The organism is Legionella maceachernii (assembly GCF_900167045.1).
GTDB classification, from domain to species: domain Bacteria; phylum Pseudomonadota; class Gammaproteobacteria; order Legionellales; family Legionellaceae; genus Tatlockia; species Tatlockia maceachernii.
Genome location: NZ_FUXJ01000015.1, coordinates 61,852 through 78,370 on the forward strand (window position 1 = coordinate 61,852; position 16,519 = coordinate 78,370).

Consider the following 16,519-nt stretch of genomic DNA (forward strand, 5'->3'; position numbering starts at 1 on the left):
TTTTAGTTAATTAACCTATGCGCAATTTCCGCAGAAGTTCCTACTCCTGCTAATCCGCCAATGATCTTAGCTACATTGACATTTTTCTTATGTTTTAATGCTTTTGCTAAAGCCTCTTTTACTTCTGGATGTTGTGCTAAGAACTTATTCATCTCGGTAGAGTCTTCAGTTAATAAAGTCATTGGATTTTTGGGAACCTTTTGGCTTTTCCCAAAGACTTTGGCAAGTTGAGGCGTAGAAAAATAGGTTTGCTTGAGCGTTCTATAATCATCACGCGCTTTATTCAGCAGCTTAGCTAAATCTTCATGGCCATTCTTAGTTAAATGCTTCTCAATTGATGAATTAATCTGATCACGGGTAGAAAATATTTCTTCACCCATTTTATTTTCAGCAGCTAATGCCGAGGCTAAGGACTTTTCACCTTTCACTCTTAGATCAGACTGCAATGCTCTTAGTGCCTGATAATCACCCGTTTTAGCACGCTTTATCAGTTCCTTATTAGCAGGTATCTTGGCTAAAAAGCTCTCTGCTTGCTTAATGACATCCTTATCAATAGGAATATTAGATAATCCACGTGTACCGACTTCTTTCTCAACTGTGTCGAAAATTTTTCCGGCTTCAGTTTCAGCAGCATTAACTTTGGCTTGAGTTTCTTTAATGACATTTTTTAGGTCAGGAGCTTTAAATGCTTTGCGTCCAGCTTTAACCAAAGATGCTCCGCCTAGACCTACGGACGCTATTTCAGGGATAGCACGAATTAACGAATCACCTTTAGAGGGATCGGCTTCTGTACCAAGTAATTTTTCTAATCCTGTATCTTCAGGAATATGGGGTATATACTGACCAGCTTTAACCAAGCTTTCGGGTAACAGTTTTTTCTTACCCAAATATTGGTTTAAGTCATGAGGTGCATTGATTAATCCTTTGCCTAATTCCGCAGCTCCAGCACCTAATTGCCCTGCCATATGAAAAATTCCCCCAAGCGGATGCTCCTCAAGGTCTTGCCCACTTTTCTCAATGTTGTCAGGAATGTCTTTAAGGAAGCCTTTGCCATTTCTTAGGGCATTACTTAAGCTATGTAGTACGTCTGAGGCCAACCCTTTGAAGCCTGTTTTCTCCTGTTTTTCCACAGGTTCAGCCATTTTTTCATCGTTTTGTCTATCACTCTGTGCTCCTTTATCAAGGTATTGAGGAAAATGTTTGTAAATTGCCTCTTTAATCTGATCTTGACTCCAGTCATCAGGATAAGACATAGGCTGCATTGTTCCATCGGGCAATTTTACGTTTATGGTAGCCATTATTCGTACTCCCCTGTAGAGAGGTCAAACACACGCATTTGGCTTGGTGATTTCAACCGTCCGTAATCTTCCATAGTGCGTTGATATTCATTAGCAGCTTCTTCGAGATACTTGGTCATATATTTCTGCATGGCCAAATAAGTTTTAGTATCTACTAAACTTTCAAACACCTTTAAATTACCAAGCGATTTATCTTGTAGCTCTCGAATTGCTTCAATACCAATGTTACCGCCAGCTACTTTCAAACGAAGGGCTGTTAATTCAGGTTGTAATGCACGAGCAGCAAGCACTTTACCCTGCTCATCAGGATTATCACCGGATAGAGCATCAGCTGCCTGTTCGAAGGAATAACCAAAAATTTTATTTTGATATTTGCCAGTTGCTCCAGCTAGATTCTTTTCAAGGTTTTTAATTTCATTTACGAAACCAGAGCGTCTTTGTAACTGCTTGACGTTTTCCTCACCCATAGGATACATAGGCGTTAATTCATCTAATTTCTTGCCATTCGCATCAGCAATATCCTGCAACGATTTTCCGCTCCTAAGTAATTGCGTTCCTTCAATTGGGTCAATTCCCATGGCTGTAGTTAATCCTACTGCACGTTTCTTCTCGTTAGTGGGTAATTTATCGAATGAACTTCCAGCTGTTATATCTCTGCTTCGATTAGTAATGGCATCAGTATGAGCTTGTTTAGAACTATGAATTTCATCATAGGCATTACGGATCTCTTCTTGAGTCGCATCTGGATGTGAAACCATAAAGTTAGCTAGTTCGCCATTGGCTTTAGGACTTCCGCCAACCTTCGTCTGTAATGCCTTCTGAATCTGAGCTTTTTTCAAATCTCTTTCCAGCGCAAATTTCTCTTCATAATGCTCAAGAGCTTTGGACTTTAGCGCATTAGCTAATCCTTTTTCCTGGTCGCTTAGCTTGTACTCGGTAGGCTTATGCTGCACCTCCATGTCCTTAAGCTTTGTAGTCAACTCTCGTTGCTTTTGCTCCTCAGCCATCTTTGCTGGCTCTTTAGAAATCTGATAGCCCTTCAGCACATTTTCCAGCATGTTCCCCCACGGAGAATCCAGCAATGGTGCTCTTGAAAAATCTGTAAATTGAATAGCCATCCTAGCCTCCCATTAACCGAAAATACCTGCGCCTATCTTGGCTCCAGGTACTCCACCCAATAAGCCTCCAGCCCCAGCACCCAGTGCTTTACCGAACATGCTCCATAGATCATTCTTATTTTTGTTCTTCTGTTGCTGATCTTGGAATGCCAACCCACCTTGCTGATTTAATGCACCACCCAGTAAGTCAGTTAAGTTCTTGCTGGCATCGTAACCACGGTTTGCAATTCCCTCTTCCCCCTCTAAGCCCGTATTGAATACACCTAGAATATTTTGTAGAAATTGTTGCATGTCTTTTCCGAGCAATCCTTGAATCTGCTCTCCTTGATTCAGCTGATCCATTGGTGTACCAGCAACACCTCCAGCCGCCGCAGTATTGGATAACTCCTTGGTTAACTGGTCTTTCTGGAACTGATACCCTTCTGATGGCTTATAACCTTCCATCAGCTTATTTATGAATGCTGTAGGATCGCTCATCAGCTCCTCATATTTACTTTTGGTACGACCAGAGGCATCCATGCCCGCGTTAATGTATGGGTCGTACCCCTGGTGTCCTACACCTGGAATTTGATTTAAATATTGATTGGCTGCATCCATTGGAGACTTTCCGCCGCCGCCACCAAATAATTTGCTTAATAGGCTCATCTCATATCCTTATGGGTAAGCAGTGGTGGTTATCTTGCGTAACGCACCGTTAACCTTCACTACCACCTCATGATAAGCAGGTAATAGTCCCCCGTTGTCCACATACCATATAGTTCCATCTGGCATCTGCTGATCAGATGGCAAAGCTATAATTGCGGCTAATTGTGCCTGAGTTACTACTGGTAAAGTCCATCCATTGTCGCTTAATCCGTTACGCAAAACGTTATTCAACTCATCGTTGTAGAGTTGCATCTGACTAGTTAAATACCTTTCTTCATCAACAAATTGAACATACTGAAACGTTGGAATAATCATTGGTATACCTCCAGCATTCCATTGGCCACAACTACCCCACCAAATCCCCAAAATCTCATTTGAATGGTGAATTGATTTGCTTCGCCAAGCTTGTTAAACCTAGGTTGATTTTTATACTTTCCTGTAGGGTGCATATAATATGAAACGGCATTGCTGTAGGTTTCACCGCCATTCTTAGATAGTGTAACGTCTACTCTAGGACGATAAATTTGGCAGCTTCCTCCCTCAACCAGTAGAGGTAGGTCGTCTTCTGAATACATAAAATTGCCGCTAACTTCTCCCAAAATGTGACCATCACACTCAAATTGATAATCAACATCTGGCTCTATACCGTTTTCAATTGTAAAACTGAACTGATTAACGATGAAACGATCACTGCCTGGAAGCCTATAGGTATCGCATTTTCTAATACGAGGAATTTCGTATTCATTTTGAATGTCTGTTGAAATAGAGGTTAAGTTGGTGCTAATGCGCATCAAGCTTCCTTGCTTCAATGACACAAAGTAAATTTCATTGTCAAAATACGCCATCTGACGTGCTGGATGATAAGTAAAATCCCAATCCGTAATATCGAAGAACTTCTGCGTAGTAAAATCATACATGATGGAGAAGTTATCCGCTTGATCAAAAAAGGTTAGAATGTAAAATACATGACCATCTTGCCTGTAAAACATAGCCGTCGACCTGTCAGGACGTTCCACGCCACTAAGTAAATAGTCGATACCATCGGTAGAAATACGTTGTGCCTGCCCTCCTGTCATAACCATGATTGCTGGAGAGGATTTCTCGTTAATGCCCAGCCATGCAATCATGTCATCTGAAGCTGCAATAGTTGAGACTGACGCGACACCATAGTCAATGTTGATAGAGGACTGACGCTGATAAATCTGTAATCCTGCAACGTTCGTCCATATTTCCGCTACTGTGGAACCTAATACCAAGAGGTTGTTACCATGGCTCGGAATTCGGATACATGCTTTAGCAAAATCAGGTTTAGTCTGGAGTGTTAAAGTCTGTACCCAGGATAGCTTTAAAGGATCAGCCAAAGTGGTTGGGTTAAACCCAGATTTATAGACAAACCATTGTGAGCCAGAAGTCGTATTATCACCATTACCAAAAATGAAATACGTGTTCTGGTAAGTGACGTAGTTTGGTGTAAATGTTGTGCCACCAGAGCCATAATCCCACACGATGTTGCCGAATGTTTCAGTCGTGTAGTTATAGATGTAGGCAATAGTAGAACCGTCCACAATAGCGATTTGAGAGCTTAAGTTCTCATCCATAAAGACTTCACCAGTATTAGTTGCAATACTGAACAAAAAGGAAAAGCCTAAATTGGCGTCAATTCGATAAACGTTGGCTCCTAATACCGCAAGCAGGAAGTTTCCGCGAGTAGAATGAAATAGTCCACGCCCTTCCGTACCTTGAGTGAGAATTTCCACAGCTTGCTCATAGCCTGCAAAGTTCAATAGCCAGTCATCAGAAATGAACATATTCCATGTGCGTTCATCTGAAATAATCGGGTGTCGGCCAAAGATGCTTGAGCCGACAATCCTCACAGGGATTTGAGTCGCGCCTGGCGTCATTACCATATTAATTCACCCATCCATGTCCGATGTTGACTTGACCATAGTTAATGCCTCCACGTCTTTGAAGACTGGATAACTTGGTCAATCTTAAGTCCATTGGACCGCTTTTCTTGCTAATACTGTCTTCTAATTCAGCTAATGTCTTCGCAACTCCTGGAGGAACGTTGTAGTTGTACTCAGCGCATAAACGAGCAGCTAAATCAAACTTCAAATAGTTGATATAGAATCTGTCCAGAGTTAGCGATAAGTCCTGATTAATAGTGACTTCCTGAAGCCTGAATTGTCCCCAAATTGTCAAAGGGTACGCTTGGTTTGGCTTAAAGTAGATGTAAAGATTCGCCCCTTGAAAGCAGCGCTCCATATGCCAGCTTCCAGGCAAGGATTGGATGTTATCAGCACGTGATGTACCGAAATACTCACGTCTGGCTCTATTTTCTGTCTGGTATCGAACAGTATCGATATAAAAAACAAAGGTATCAATCGTAATTAAGTCAGGAATAAAGTACTTTTCCTGACCTGTAATTGCATTGAAATTGTACTCTTCATAATAAGGAATAAGACCGTTCTCTACAGTCTTATCAGCAAGCAAGTCATTAAGGAACTGTAAGCCATCAATAGCTTGCTGGCCTGACACAGTTTCAAAGCCACGAGAAACAATGCCAGACTCGTAGTAGGCATTATTAATGAGCTGCAATGTTGTGTAGGCCATAACATTTCCTTATTGAGCAATTATTAGAGCTAATTGATCTAAATAGGCCTGAACGTTAATTGCTACAGCAGAACCAGTAACCTTGTACTCAATAGCTTGCGTAAGTACACCATCAGTGGGGCAAACTAGGTTTACAGTTTCAGCTACAGCAGCTACAGCACCAGAAGCTTGAGCATAACCATTGGTAGATGTAGAAAGACCAGGCGTTAAGACCAATTTGTTACCAGCAGCGGTTGGAGTGAATACACAAGCCCAGTTAACCATTGTTGGAGCCGGACTTGGTAAGGCAGCACTTGCATCAACTGGAGCATAAGTCGCAGAAGAACCAGCTGTGACACTTGTTGGAATAGATGCGTCATACCACATCCAACGATCAAGACCGCAACCATCCTGACGGAAAGCTAGAAATTGAGCGGAACCATTGGTTTTGACGTAGGCTATACGGAAGTACATATCGTAACCAGCAGGTAGCAATGGTTGAGTTAAGTTAGCAGAGATAACGGCAGAGCCGTCGTTAATGCCGTAACTATCACCAATTGCGTAAACTGCATAGAACGTGTTATTGGCCAGAGCACCTGTATCCAGACCAGCAACACCATTTGCAGCAGCATTAATGAGTACAGTTCCCGTGCCATCGGCAACAGGCTCAGTACCAGTTTGAGTAGCAGCTACGTTAAGCGGTAATCCAACGCTGATATCATTTTCATTGGTAGAATTTGAACACTTACCCGCAGTTACAACTACATGAGTGCCATCATAATAACCAAGCTTTAAGCCATTAATGTAATACTGGCGGGCATTGACAATTGGGGTAGAAATAGACATTTTGGTATCCTCATTTATGAGGGTAGCATCACGCTACCCAAGCTAATTTAAAGTGGGAAAATCACTGACATACTGTATTCAGGGACTAGCTTCTTGCCCCAAATAGCGTCATGAATCATTCCACGCTGGTTTTGACCGAACAAAGAACCGTAGTACATACGCAAGCTCACGCCAGTATCAGGGTCAGTCTCATTACCAGTTGGGAACGGAACTTCTTCTGGAAGCATTGGCATACCTAAAAACAGAGGATTACCTGAAGTGATCACACCAGCCCTATGGTCAGGAAGGAACGTTACTTGCATTCCAGCCGCGATTTCGTAGTTCAAGTTGCGAGTGTTGCCTTGAGATGCTTTTAATGGAGGGTAAACATCGACAGTAACGTTACCAGCACTAGAAGCCGCATTATTTAATACACGGAATTGAACAGGGTTGCTCGAAGGTTTGTGACCGATGAAAGTCAAGTAGCGTAAGTTGGGTTGACCAGCAACACCATCATTAAACTGCCCTTTATCAAAGGCTTTAATGGCATTAGCATCAGTACCCGCACCAGAGAATACGATTTGAATTACTGCATCATTTGCATCTTTAACTACAGATACAACGGTTAGCACCGTACCGTCATTACCTATTGTTCCTGCTTCATGAACTGGCAGTAAGTTAGATACATAGAAAGCAGCGCGGTCAAAATCACCCACATCCCAAGACATTGCAGCTTCATCGTTACGTCTTGGCACGAATTGATTCAAACCAGTGTTAACGATTGCAGATTGTGCAATATCACTTAAGTAGAACTTAGTGTTGTCTTTGGCAGCACCGTAGTTTCGGAACATAGCCAACGCACTAGCCAATTGGCCGTAACTATTAATTGGAGTAATACCATCTCCATAGAATCGATAAGGTGCTTCAACGCATACACGAGCAATGTCGGATTCAATTTCAGCAGACATTTCCATAACAGCAGATTTACCGAACTGCTCCATGTAGTCTTCTACGTTAAAAATAAATTGTTGTGCTGTGAATGCATAAGAAACGTTGATCGCTTTATCCACGGTCAAGTTTTCAACACGCTGATCAGCAGATTGGAATGTAGCAACCAAGCTTGCAGCAGTGGTGAAGCGTGGTGGTAAATCAAACGTCACTGTGTCACCAAGATTCGCAGTCAGTTTCTCAAAATTCTTAAATTTGGTGTTCGCAGTAGCTACGAAGCAGTTTAAGTTCTGTAAGTAGGCTAGGTTTGAACGTTGATAGGTCTGCACCTGTTGCAGAATGTTATTTGGCACGGCCATGTCGTCTTCTCCGATAAATATCCATATTCATCAGGAACAGACATGGCCAGATTCGGGATGCCTAGCCTCTTAAGAAAGAAGCACTTTTAAAATCCCTTACGCTCTTTGATCCACTGTCTGTTCCCACTGGCGAAGGCTTCAGACGATTTAAGGGGTCTTGAGGTTCTTGCAAGTTGCGTTTTGCTTCATCGTTTCTCTTAATTGATTGAGAAAGATTTGACAATTCGCTCCTGGCTATCCCAGGTGATTCTTTCACCAAGGTAGCTAGTTGAGCTAACTTACCTGGATTTTTCCGTAGCTCATAAATTACTGCTGCGGTATTATCCAATTCGTTAGCCAAGTAAACTAATTGTGGAAATTCGGCAGGGTTGAAATCAGCGGTAACGGCTTCAAAGTCATCGTATAAACTAGTCCCTTGCGCCATTTTGCCAAAATACTGTTTCGCTACCTGATTCACTTCCTGATGAAGCTGTTCTTCATGCTGCTTGCGCTGCGTCTCTTCTTGCTGCTGAGCAATCTGTTGAGCTACAAGTTGCTGTAACTGGGCAGGATCAATCCCTTGTGGGGCTTGTTGCTGCTGTTGCGGCTCTTGTTGCTGTCCCTGTTGCTCCTTCAGCTGTTCGAGTTCTGCTCTCGTAGCATCTAGTTGCTCCTGCATTTTCTGCTCTCCTTTGCGTTTCGCCCTTTTAACGAGTTCGTTCACTTGGGAAGCAGTAAGCATTTTTTCAGGAGGTGATTCCTTCGACTCTTCTGAGTTTTCGGGTTCCACAACCAAGTCTTGCAATTCTTCTGCAATATCCTTTGCATCCATTTGAAACCTCACTGTTTCCGGTGTGACCGTGATCACCTGCCGTCCGTGGCAGTCCGACTATTTATGCCGCATAGCTGCGTATTTGGCCTAGCATCCTTTTAATCCTGGCTAGTCAGGAAATCTATATGTTGTGTATATATTTTATTTGTACCACAACATATAGTGATTCGAGATTAGTATAGCAACTTTTATCGCATTTGGAACATCTCTTAAACAAGTAATTAGTGCCTACTTTTTTCTCATACCTTTTAACGTTTCAGCTAAGCGTGCTCGGCGGCCTTCTTTACCACCTTTTTTTGCAGCCTGTTCAAGCTTCTTCTCTGGAATCTTTTTTCCTTTTGGAACACCAAGTTCTTTATGTAAAGCACCTGGATGCTTGATTGCTTTTTGAATCCATTTCTTTTTCTCAGCCATTATTTCTTTCTCCTCTTTTTGCCTTCTCGTGCTTCTGAATAAGCAATAGCTACAGCTTGCTTTTGAGGCTTCCCTGCTTCCATTTCACGCTTCACATTCTCACTGAAGCCTTTGCGTGTTTTCGCTTTCCTTCCTTTGACTAGAGGCATTTTTTATCTCCTTTTGAATGTCACGTTCTTTTAAAACCATTTTCCACCATGAGGTACGGCCTTTAAAACGGCACAAGCTGCACCAGCACCCTCCTCTACGTTTATTCCGCACGTTGAGTTTCCTTGCTCAATTTCTTCTTATTGAGTTCATGTTCCCGATCTGAATGAGCTATTTCGTGATGATGCTTACTAACATCTACCGCCATATTCACAGCAGTTCTCGCATTTTCAGCATCAAGTTTTTCTTGTTTAATAGCCTGATCTACTTCTGCTCCCTGGATTTCTGCCATGACTTTAATGAAATCAATGTCAGCTTGCTTGTTCTTCACTGCGTCATCAGTGGAAATCTTGATGAGGTCAACTTGCGCCTGACGCTCAGAAGCTTTCTCTTTCTGCTGAGCCTTCATAATTTCAGCCTGAGCTTGTAATTGGAGTAATTGTTTTGGATCAATTTGTTGTGCGGCTTGCTGTTGAGCCATTTGCTCCATCTGAGCTTGCTTCTGAGCAGTTTCTTGCATAAATTGACCAGCTTCTTGCCGTAAGCCATCAATGCCGCGAATTTCAATATTATCCAGAAGAATTCCCAAGCCCTTAGTATTAATAAATGCAGCAAAGGCTTCTGAGGTCTGCATTAATTGAATAATGGTCTCAAGACTAATTTGCTTCTGTACTGCGAAATTAACACCCGCTTCAACCTTCACTTCGAGACTCATTGGGTCATAGTCCATAAATGGACTACCCTGGGTATTAATGGTTTGATAAGAACGTTTTCCATCTGGATGAACAATGGGTAGAGAACGGGGAGTTACGTAGTACTTCGGTATGAGGTCTAAAATGATCTGGCACACCCTATTCAACCCCTTCATGAAGCCCACCGTGTAGGGCATTGCAGCAGCGTTTGAATGCATTGCACCTTGCATGATTGCAACCCCTGATAATTCATTATTCTGAATGCCTAAAGCTGCATCATATGAGCCGAGAATTCCTTGAATCAAATTGTCTGACATCTGGAATGTCTCGCTGATTTGAGGAGGAATTGGAGTGCGGACTACTTCGCGTGGAGGTGTTAATTGAACATCAGGATTGCCTTCATAAAACTGGTTATAAAGAAGTGTTCCAGGCTTTTGTACGTCAATGTAAGCATCAATGTAGTCTTCAGGGATAGATTCAACAGATGCAATAAACTTATGCTCAACCGTGTTTTCAAGCTCATTAGCTAAAGATTGCCCTGCATAGTTTTTCAAGCGTTGCGCATCTTTCACGTTGTAGATGTAAGGGCGTGTCATTTGCTCTGCTGTAGAATCGTTATTATCGCGCAATACAGCACTGTTTCCGTCAAAGAAAATAAGCGGAAGCATTTTGTAGTTTGTCGGAACTGGTTTCTCGACTAATTCCGCACCAGAAAATCGATAACGAACAATTTCTTCCAATGTAGTTTCACGGATTCTTCCAATGGGGATAGGAGGCTGTTCAATGTATCCCGCCTGGTTCCACATATCGACCAGCTTTTCATAATTTTTCACACTGACTACGCGACCGTTAGACAGTTTGGTAATTTTTTCCTTCTTGTACTCTTTCTTGTAATAGTCACAGATAAGTACAATATCTTTACGGGCTGCACGGTATGACCAATTAAATCCTGAAAAGCTCCTTGCGTATTTCAATCCCTTTAATGCATCAGATCCATACTCTCGCTCTACGTCTTCAGCTTCCCGTGGAAATAATTGGAAGCAGAAGTTGCCGTCACCTTTATGTGATTTACGAGCCAGAGGATCAAATCCACATAAGGTTGGATCAAAAACACGCTGGGCAAAAATCTTTTGATCCATGGACATTTCATTGAGATAATCTGTATATACCTCGACCACAGAAAAGCCACCCACCAGCAGATCAGTATAAACATCATAGCTAAATCCATCATTATCAGAGTCATTAAGGATTGCCCTAAAATGGGCTTCAAGAACATCAATTAATTTGGGGTCAACCAGGTCAAAGCCGTCTTGGGCGCGAACCACAAAACCAGGCTCCATACGTGAGAATTCCCCACGGAGACGCGAGATGTAGGCTTCCATCATATTGAATTCAATTTGAGGTCTACCTAATGTACTGAGTACTGCAATGTCGTCTTCAGTCAGCGTTGACTTATAAACGAATCGCATAAATTCGTGATAGCGTTGATAATTTGGCCGGAAGTACGTGTAGGCTTGCTCTACAGAGTTTTTAATTTTATCCAGCTGGGTTGTGTGCTTTCTTGCAATAACGGCCATGGTCAAGTCCTTTTCTCATAGGCTTTCTTTTTCAGCGCAGCGATACGACTTAAGCGACCAGCTGCCTCCTTGGTGGTGCTCTTGAACAATGCTTCCTTGTGCGTATGGATGTGTAATAATTTATCCATTAGGGCAATTCTTACTGCATCTGAGCAGGTGTCAGCGATGTCATCGTGTGCGTGGGAATCATTGTTCGTAATCTTCTTCATATGCGTAACGCACATATCCGTATGTACGCCATGCGCAGGAAGAGAAACTTGTTTACTGGCTATGTAAGGTTGAATATCAATAAAGCGTTGAGACTTAGAACCGGACTTACGTGTACGCTCAATTTCACGTACTTTTAGCCCTCTCATGCCCTTCAATACTGACAAAAGAGTAACCCCAGTCGATTTTTTCTCGATAAATGCAACTAAAGGAGGCATGGGATGACGTGCACAATCTTGCCAAAAATCTAAGAACTCACCCTCAAGATGCTTAGGCTCAACACGAAGTTCACGGCAAGCAATCCAATGCAAGCCCATCACTCCAGTTTTTCTACTTTGAGTTTTAATGTCGTACATACCCCAGAATGAGAATACAGAGGCATCATTTCGAGGGTCTTCAGTTTCGGCTGTATCAGCAGTGATGAATGTAATTAGATATTCAGGCTCATCAGCCAAAAGAGGAAAATCTTCAGGCATAAATAGACCACCACCAGCTGGTTGAGGATCTTGCTGATGTTGGGCGGCAAAGACATAACGGTCTTTTTCTTGACGAATTAGGAGCATATCTAAAGGAAAGGCTTCGGGATAAAGTGCGTTTCCTGCGTCATCAAGTGACTTCAGTATGACCTTATCCCAGTCATAGCCATCCTCACCTGCAAGGAAATAAGCAGGTAAGTCTTGCTCGTGTAACCTCTGGCCAATAAAGACTATAGGAACATTTATTCCTCGTGGTCGCTGTTGGATGGTTTCACGGAAATTAGTAATAACACTTTCACGTATTACATCGGAGTGTACTTCGTCTGGTTTATGTGAGTCGTCAATAACCACTGCACCAGAGAATCTATCCAGACCTGGCAGCCCAGCGTTACGACCAGTAATAGCACCAGCAGAACCAAACGCTGCAACAGTCCCTCCTGCTTCAGTAGTAAAGGCATCTTTTGCTTGAGAGTCTTCACGTAATTGAACTCCAAATAATGTCTTGTACTGCGTCAATGACATCAAACGTCTTACAGTATCGGTATGAGTTGAGGCTAATGATTTAGCAAAAGATATGTACAGAAAGTTACAATCGACCCACTTCGCATAGCACCAGGCTATCCAAAAGCTGACTATGACAGACTTACCATGACCAGGGGGAACATTAATTAAAAGGCGTAGTGATTCAAGACGTGTACATTTAGTTAACGCCCTGCATATCGTAATGAAATGACTCTCTCTACCGTTCGGACGAGAAATAATAAATTCTCGTCCAGTTAGTATTGGAAAGAATGCTTGAATGAAGAGCAATAAACTGCCCTTCAGCTTGGCAGCAAGTTCCGCGTTCTCAAGCTTAACCTGTGTTGCTTTATCCATGAAGGGGCAATCCTTTGCCAAAGTCGCATCATGCGAGCCTTAATGAAGATATCAAAGCTAAAATAGCACAGATTAAGTACAAAACACTATATATTGTGTTAAATTATATTTTTAAATACTAAATGTAGTAATTATGTGTGGAAAATCGGAAGAATTTTCGATGAAATTAGCGAACTCCTGAGTAATTTTTACATTCCCCATCCATTTAACCAGTCGAAACATTGGTGCAATTTGATTAGGATGCCAACCTGCAAGACCACATCCAATTTGAGTCACTAAGAATGTGTGTTCTGGAGTGTAGTAAGCAAAATTGAGGAAATCGGCTACGAATTTATTAATTTGAACTAAATCCAGTGAGCGGGCTGGTGTTTCCTTCGTAGGTATTGCGTAAAAGTTCCCTTGAAGGCCAACACCTTGTCCTAAAATTGCTCCGTAATGTTTTAGAGCATGGAATGCTGCACCCTTTTTATGAATTCCGAGTAAATTGCTACCGAAAACGAAGATCTCAGACATAGAATCCTCCTTAAGATAATAGTAGATTAAGGGAACTGTACCTGTGAAATCTAGCATTCTACTATTAAATTAACCGACAGTAGGCATAATTTATCTGAAAGTAAAGCCTTAGTAGGCTGGATGCTTGCTAATTGCTTTTTAATATAGATGGTTTTTATTAAACTTCTCTGTTCATCTTTAACCACTTATCAATGTAATTTTTTGTTTCATCGACGACTTGTATTAATTGATAATACAATTTCTCTAATGATTTTGAGTGCCCAGCTTTACGGTAACGTTCCAAGTATTGGCAAGCATATTTCATGCGGACTGTTCCAGCATAAGCAGCGCCTCCCTTCATCCTATGGGCTAATTCTTCAACACGATCCCAATTTTTAGCTAAAAAGGCCTCTTTAATCTCTTCTTTATCCTTAGGGATTAGATCAGACATGGAGTTTAAAGACTCCTCAACCAACTTATGACAATTTTCACCATAAATTTCTGTCACTACTTTCATACTAAAATAAGGATATTGATCTAACATGAAGAGTTCTTCTTCAGTATCAGGTAAATCCCGGCCTAAGCCAGTCTGAGGTGGTAGTGATGGTTCTTGCTGGGTATTTTTAGAGTCAACCTTCTCATTATTTGAAATAAATTCCTGAATTAGGTTTTTAATCTGATCAAAGGTAGCAGGCTTAGTTAATACTTTGTCCATCCCTGCTTGTAAACACTCTGGTTCAGCCATCTGAGCCGCATGTCCTGTTAAAGCAACAATAGGGACTTTCTCTTTATGATTTTCATTTTCCCAAGCACGAATCGCTTTGGTTGCTTCGATTCCTGAGATACCTGGTAAGCCTATATCGCTAATGATCAAGTCAAAATGATGAGTTTTAGCAAGCTCCACAGCTTTCTCTCCATCCTCTGCCGATTTAAATCGACAACCTGCTCTTTTTACCATTGATTGAAGACCTAATAATGCCGGTTTATTATCTTCAATCAGCAATAGTAAAGGAGTATCATCCGAGAGAGTACTATCCTCAATAGATTGAGAAGTTTTTGGCACATTCGAAGAGATTTGGCCTACTTGTTGAGGTCTTTGATCTTGCTCAGACACAATTTGGACAGCATCTTTCTGCTCACCTAGCTTAAAAGATAACGCGAAGAAGAAACGGGAACCTTTACCTTCTTCACTTTCTAAGTAAATACGCTCTCCTCCTAATAGTTGAACATATTTCTGCGCAATATATAAACCCAGGCCATTTCCTTTATAAACTCCTTTATAAGAGGGATCGGCTCGAAAGAAACGATCAAATATCTGATCTTGTAGTTCAGATTTTATACCAATCCCTGTATCGGTTACGCAGAATTTTAGCGTAACATTGTTATCATCTTGCTCGATTAAATTAACATCAATACTTACATTGCCATTCTCTGTAAACTTAATGGCATTTCCTAATAGGTTAAGCAAAATTCGGTATAGCTTGGCTTCATCTTTGACTATATAAGAAGGAGAGTTAGGGTCAACATTAGAAATAAAGTTAAGCCCTTTTGATTTAATCATTGGCATTTCAAGATTGCCCACAGCCTGGATTAGTTGGCGTAAATCAAAGCATTCTTCTTTGAGATCCTGTTCGGTATAATTGTCAGCAGAAACAGAGTCTAAGATGTTGTTGCAAAATTCTAATAATTGTACACCGCTATTATGTAACCATTTTGCTTCTTGCTCGCCCCCTAATCCTATTAATCTATCTTTTAAATCATCTGCCATTGTCACTACTCCTGTTAAAGGAGTGCGCAAATCATGGCTAATATTTGCTATGAACTCAGATTTTGCACGACTGGCAGCTTGCGCAGCTATCATAGCCTCTCTAAGATTAATTTCCATTTCCTTACGGTCAGTAATATCCACTGAAATACCAACCATTCCAATAATATCTTCCTTTTCATTACGTATCGGAGCTTTTGTCGAGAGGTACATGAGTTGAGATCCATCTGACAAAGTGGCTGGCTCTTCTACCACAATTACTTCGCCGGTTTCCATTACATTTGTATTGATAGCATCTAACTCATTAGGTAAGGCACCAGCTTTCAAATTCCACGGTAGATCCACATTTCGTTTGCCAATGATTTCTTTTCGAGAAATAAGTCCTGATAATTTTGCTTGATTATCGTTACACCCCTGATAAACATTTTCCTTATTTACCCAATATACGTTGCCAGGCATCATGGCTATAATATGCTCCAATGTATGAAGCTGTTGCATAAAGACTTTTTTAAATTCTGTAACATCAAAAGAAATACCTAATAATCCTACAATTTCACTGCCCTTATTTTTCAAAGGGATTCGATAAGTAAGATACGATTTTTCAATTCCAAGAGCTGATAACAATGGCTCTTCAGTAATTTTTATCGCTCCTTTTAATACTTCATTATCAACTTCACGAATAGTAGCTGCGATATTTTCTGAAAATAATTGCTCATCAGTTTTATTTCTACTTTCTCCATTATTCGCTAGACCAAAATACTTAAGACTAGCATCATTGCGCCAAATATATCGCCCTGTTGTATCTTTCCAGTAAACCTGGCTAGGTAATTGTTTAAGAATTTCTTCGAAGGAAATAACAGCTTGAGACGTTTTATAAATTAACGCTAAAGCAACCACTATTCCGCATGTTATTAAACTGAGCAAATATCCTATAGTTAATACTGCATCACCATGGATAACTCCATATAAAATAGCAGCTAATTGCGTTAATAAAAATCCTGTGAAAGTCCACATAGAAAGGCCTAAAGCGGATTTTTCCTTAAAGATTTTTATGGCTTGTGGAATAAAAAGAAGCGCATTGATAAAAAGTGCTACACTGAAAACTAAATTAATAGCTCCCTGTAAAATAACGTCCATAAACCATCCTTTCTTGCTTAAATAAATAACAAACACAAATATGGGGTATATACATCGAAAGCCTCTTCTTGTCTATATTTGAATATTAATTGAACACTTAAGACACTTAAAATGTTTTCCAGAGATCATATATAGGATTC

At 41.1% G+C, this 16,519-nt stretch carries 15 protein-coding genes; all 15 read right to left on the reverse strand.

All coding sequences use genetic code 11. The features are described 5' to 3' along the window. Positions 1-2 precede the first annotated feature (2 nt). Positions 3-1,298, reverse strand: coding sequence for a hypothetical protein (locus B5D33_RS12800; RefSeq protein WP_058451654.1), 1,296 nt, complete (start codon positions 1,296-1,298; stop codon positions 3-5). After that, positions 1,298-2,416, reverse strand: coding sequence for a hypothetical protein (locus B5D33_RS12805; RefSeq protein WP_058451655.1), 1,119 nt, complete (start codon positions 2,414-2,416; stop codon positions 1,298-1,300). Before B5D33_RS12805 ends, B5D33_RS12800 begins: the two co-directional genes overlap by 1 nt. 12 nt (positions 2,417-2,428) lie before the next feature. Continuing rightward, a complete protein-coding gene (locus B5D33_RS12810; RefSeq protein ID WP_058451656.1) occupies positions 2,429-3,061 on the reverse strand; it encodes a hypothetical protein in 633 nt (210 codons plus the stop codon). A 9-nt stretch (positions 3,062-3,070) separates the two neighbouring features. Beyond that, positions 3,071-3,376 (reverse strand): hypothetical protein, encoded by a 306-nt coding sequence (locus B5D33_RS12815; RefSeq protein WP_058451657.1) that lies wholly within the window; start codon positions 3,374-3,376, stop codon positions 3,071-3,073. Continuing rightward, positions 3,373-4,968 (reverse strand): packaged DNA stabilization protein, encoded by a 1,596-nt coding sequence (locus tag B5D33_RS12820; RefSeq protein ID WP_058451658.1) that lies wholly within the window; start codon positions 4,966-4,968, stop codon positions 3,373-3,375. Before B5D33_RS12820 ends, B5D33_RS12815 begins: the two co-directional genes overlap by 4 nt. Position 4,969: 1 nt before the next feature. Further along, the gene (locus tag B5D33_RS12825) at positions 4,970-5,674 is read right to left on the reverse strand and encodes a hypothetical protein (protein ID WP_058451659.1); all 705 of its coding nucleotides are present in this window, start codon (positions 5,672-5,674) and stop codon (positions 4,970-4,972) included. Between the two features lie 9 nt (positions 5,675-5,683). After that, positions 5,684-6,499 carry a hypothetical protein gene (locus B5D33_RS12830; protein ID WP_058451660.1) on the reverse strand — a complete coding sequence of 272 codons (816 nt, stop codon included), beginning with the start codon at positions 6,497-6,499 and terminating at the stop codon, positions 5,684-5,686. Between the two features lie 47 nt (positions 6,500-6,546). Then, a complete protein-coding gene (locus tag B5D33_RS12835; protein ID WP_058451661.1) occupies positions 6,547-7,785 on the reverse strand; it encodes a major capsid protein in 1,239 nt (412 codons plus the stop codon). Positions 7,786-7,846: 61 nt separating this feature from the next. Then, a complete protein-coding gene (locus tag B5D33_RS12840) occupies positions 7,847-8,596 on the reverse strand; it encodes a hypothetical protein (RefSeq protein WP_058451662.1) in 750 nt (249 codons plus the stop codon). A gap of 228 nt (positions 8,597-8,824) precedes the next feature. Continuing rightward, positions 8,825-9,010: a hypothetical protein gene (locus B5D33_RS12845; RefSeq protein WP_058451663.1), complete on the reverse strand. Its 186-nt coding sequence runs from the start codon at positions 9,008-9,010 to the stop codon at positions 8,825-8,827. After that, complete coding sequence (locus B5D33_RS16660; RefSeq protein ID WP_165481457.1) at positions 9,010-9,159, reverse strand: hypothetical protein; 150 nt, start codon at positions 9,157-9,159, stop codon at positions 9,010-9,012. Before B5D33_RS16660 ends, B5D33_RS12845 begins: the two co-directional genes overlap by 1 nt. 101 nt (positions 9,160-9,260) lie before the next feature. Then, positions 9,261-11,426: a portal protein gene (locus B5D33_RS12850; RefSeq protein ID WP_058451664.1), complete on the reverse strand. Its 2,166-nt coding sequence runs from the start codon at positions 11,424-11,426 to the stop codon at positions 9,261-9,263. Positions 11,427-11,428: 2 nt separating this feature from the next. Continuing rightward, positions 11,429-12,985 (reverse strand): hypothetical protein, encoded by a 1,557-nt coding sequence (locus B5D33_RS12855; protein ID WP_058451665.1) that lies wholly within the window; start codon positions 12,983-12,985, stop codon positions 11,429-11,431. Between the two features lie 111 nt (positions 12,986-13,096). Then, on the reverse strand, positions 13,097-13,498 hold the full coding sequence (locus B5D33_RS12860; protein WP_058451666.1) for an A1S_2505 family phage non-structural protein: 402 nt from the start codon (positions 13,496-13,498) through the stop codon (positions 13,097-13,099). Positions 13,499-13,655: 157 nt separating this feature from the next. Continuing rightward, a complete protein-coding gene (locus tag B5D33_RS12865; RefSeq protein ID WP_058451667.1) occupies positions 13,656-16,379 on the reverse strand; it encodes an ATP-binding protein in 2,724 nt (907 codons plus the stop codon). Between the last annotated feature and the right edge of the window lie 140 nt (positions 16,380-16,519).

Excerpts from the sequence above, each read along its gene's own strand:
- B5D33_RS12860 (WP_058451666.1), bottom strand. The coding sequence starts at position 13,498 with ATGTCTGAGATCTTCGTTTTCGGTAGCAATTTACTCGGAATTCATAAA.
- B5D33_RS12815 (WP_058451657.1), bottom strand. The coding sequence starts at position 3,376 with ATGATTATTCCAACGTTTCAGTATGTTCAATTTGTTGATGAAGAAAGG.
- B5D33_RS12845 (WP_058451663.1), bottom strand. The coding sequence starts at position 9,010 with ATGGCTGAGAAAAAGAAATGGATTCAAAAAGCAATCAAGCATCCAGGT.
- B5D33_RS12865 (WP_058451667.1), bottom strand. The coding sequence starts at position 16,379 with ATGGACGTTATTTTACAGGGAGCTATTAATTTAGTTTTCAGTGTAGCA.
- B5D33_RS12800 (WP_058451654.1), bottom strand. The coding sequence starts at position 1,298 with ATGGCTACCATAAACGTAAAATTGCCCGATGGAACAATGCAGCCTATG.
- B5D33_RS16660 (WP_165481457.1), bottom strand. The coding sequence starts at position 9,159 with ATGCCTCTAGTCAAAGGAAGGAAAGCGAAAACACGCAAAGGCTTCAGT.
- B5D33_RS12835 (WP_058451661.1), bottom strand. The coding sequence starts at position 7,785 with ATGGCCGTGCCAAATAACATTCTGCAACAGGTGCAGACCTATCAACGT.
- B5D33_RS12850 (WP_058451664.1), bottom strand. The coding sequence starts at position 11,426 with ATGGCCGTTATTGCAAGAAAGCACACAACCCAGCTGGATAAAATTAAA.
- B5D33_RS12805 (WP_058451655.1), bottom strand. The coding sequence starts at position 2,416 with ATGGCTATTCAATTTACAGATTTTTCAAGAGCACCATTGCTGGATTCT.
- B5D33_RS12830 (WP_058451660.1), bottom strand. The coding sequence starts at position 6,499 with ATGTCTATTTCTACCCCAATTGTCAATGCCCGCCAGTATTACATTAAT.
- B5D33_RS12825 (WP_058451659.1), bottom strand. The coding sequence starts at position 5,674 with ATGGCCTACACAACATTGCAGCTCATTAATAATGCCTACTACGAGTCT.
- B5D33_RS12855 (WP_058451665.1), bottom strand. The coding sequence starts at position 12,985 with ATGGATAAAGCAACACAGGTTAAGCTTGAGAACGCGGAACTTGCTGCC.
- B5D33_RS12820 (WP_058451658.1), bottom strand. The coding sequence starts at position 4,968 with ATGGTAATGACGCCAGGCGCGACTCAAATCCCTGTGAGGATTGTCGGC.
- B5D33_RS12810 (WP_058451656.1), bottom strand. The coding sequence starts at position 3,061 with ATGAGCCTATTAAGCAAATTATTTGGTGGCGGCGGCGGAAAGTCTCCA.
- B5D33_RS12840 (WP_058451662.1), bottom strand. The coding sequence starts at position 8,596 with ATGGATGCAAAGGATATTGCAGAAGAATTGCAAGACTTGGTTGTGGAA.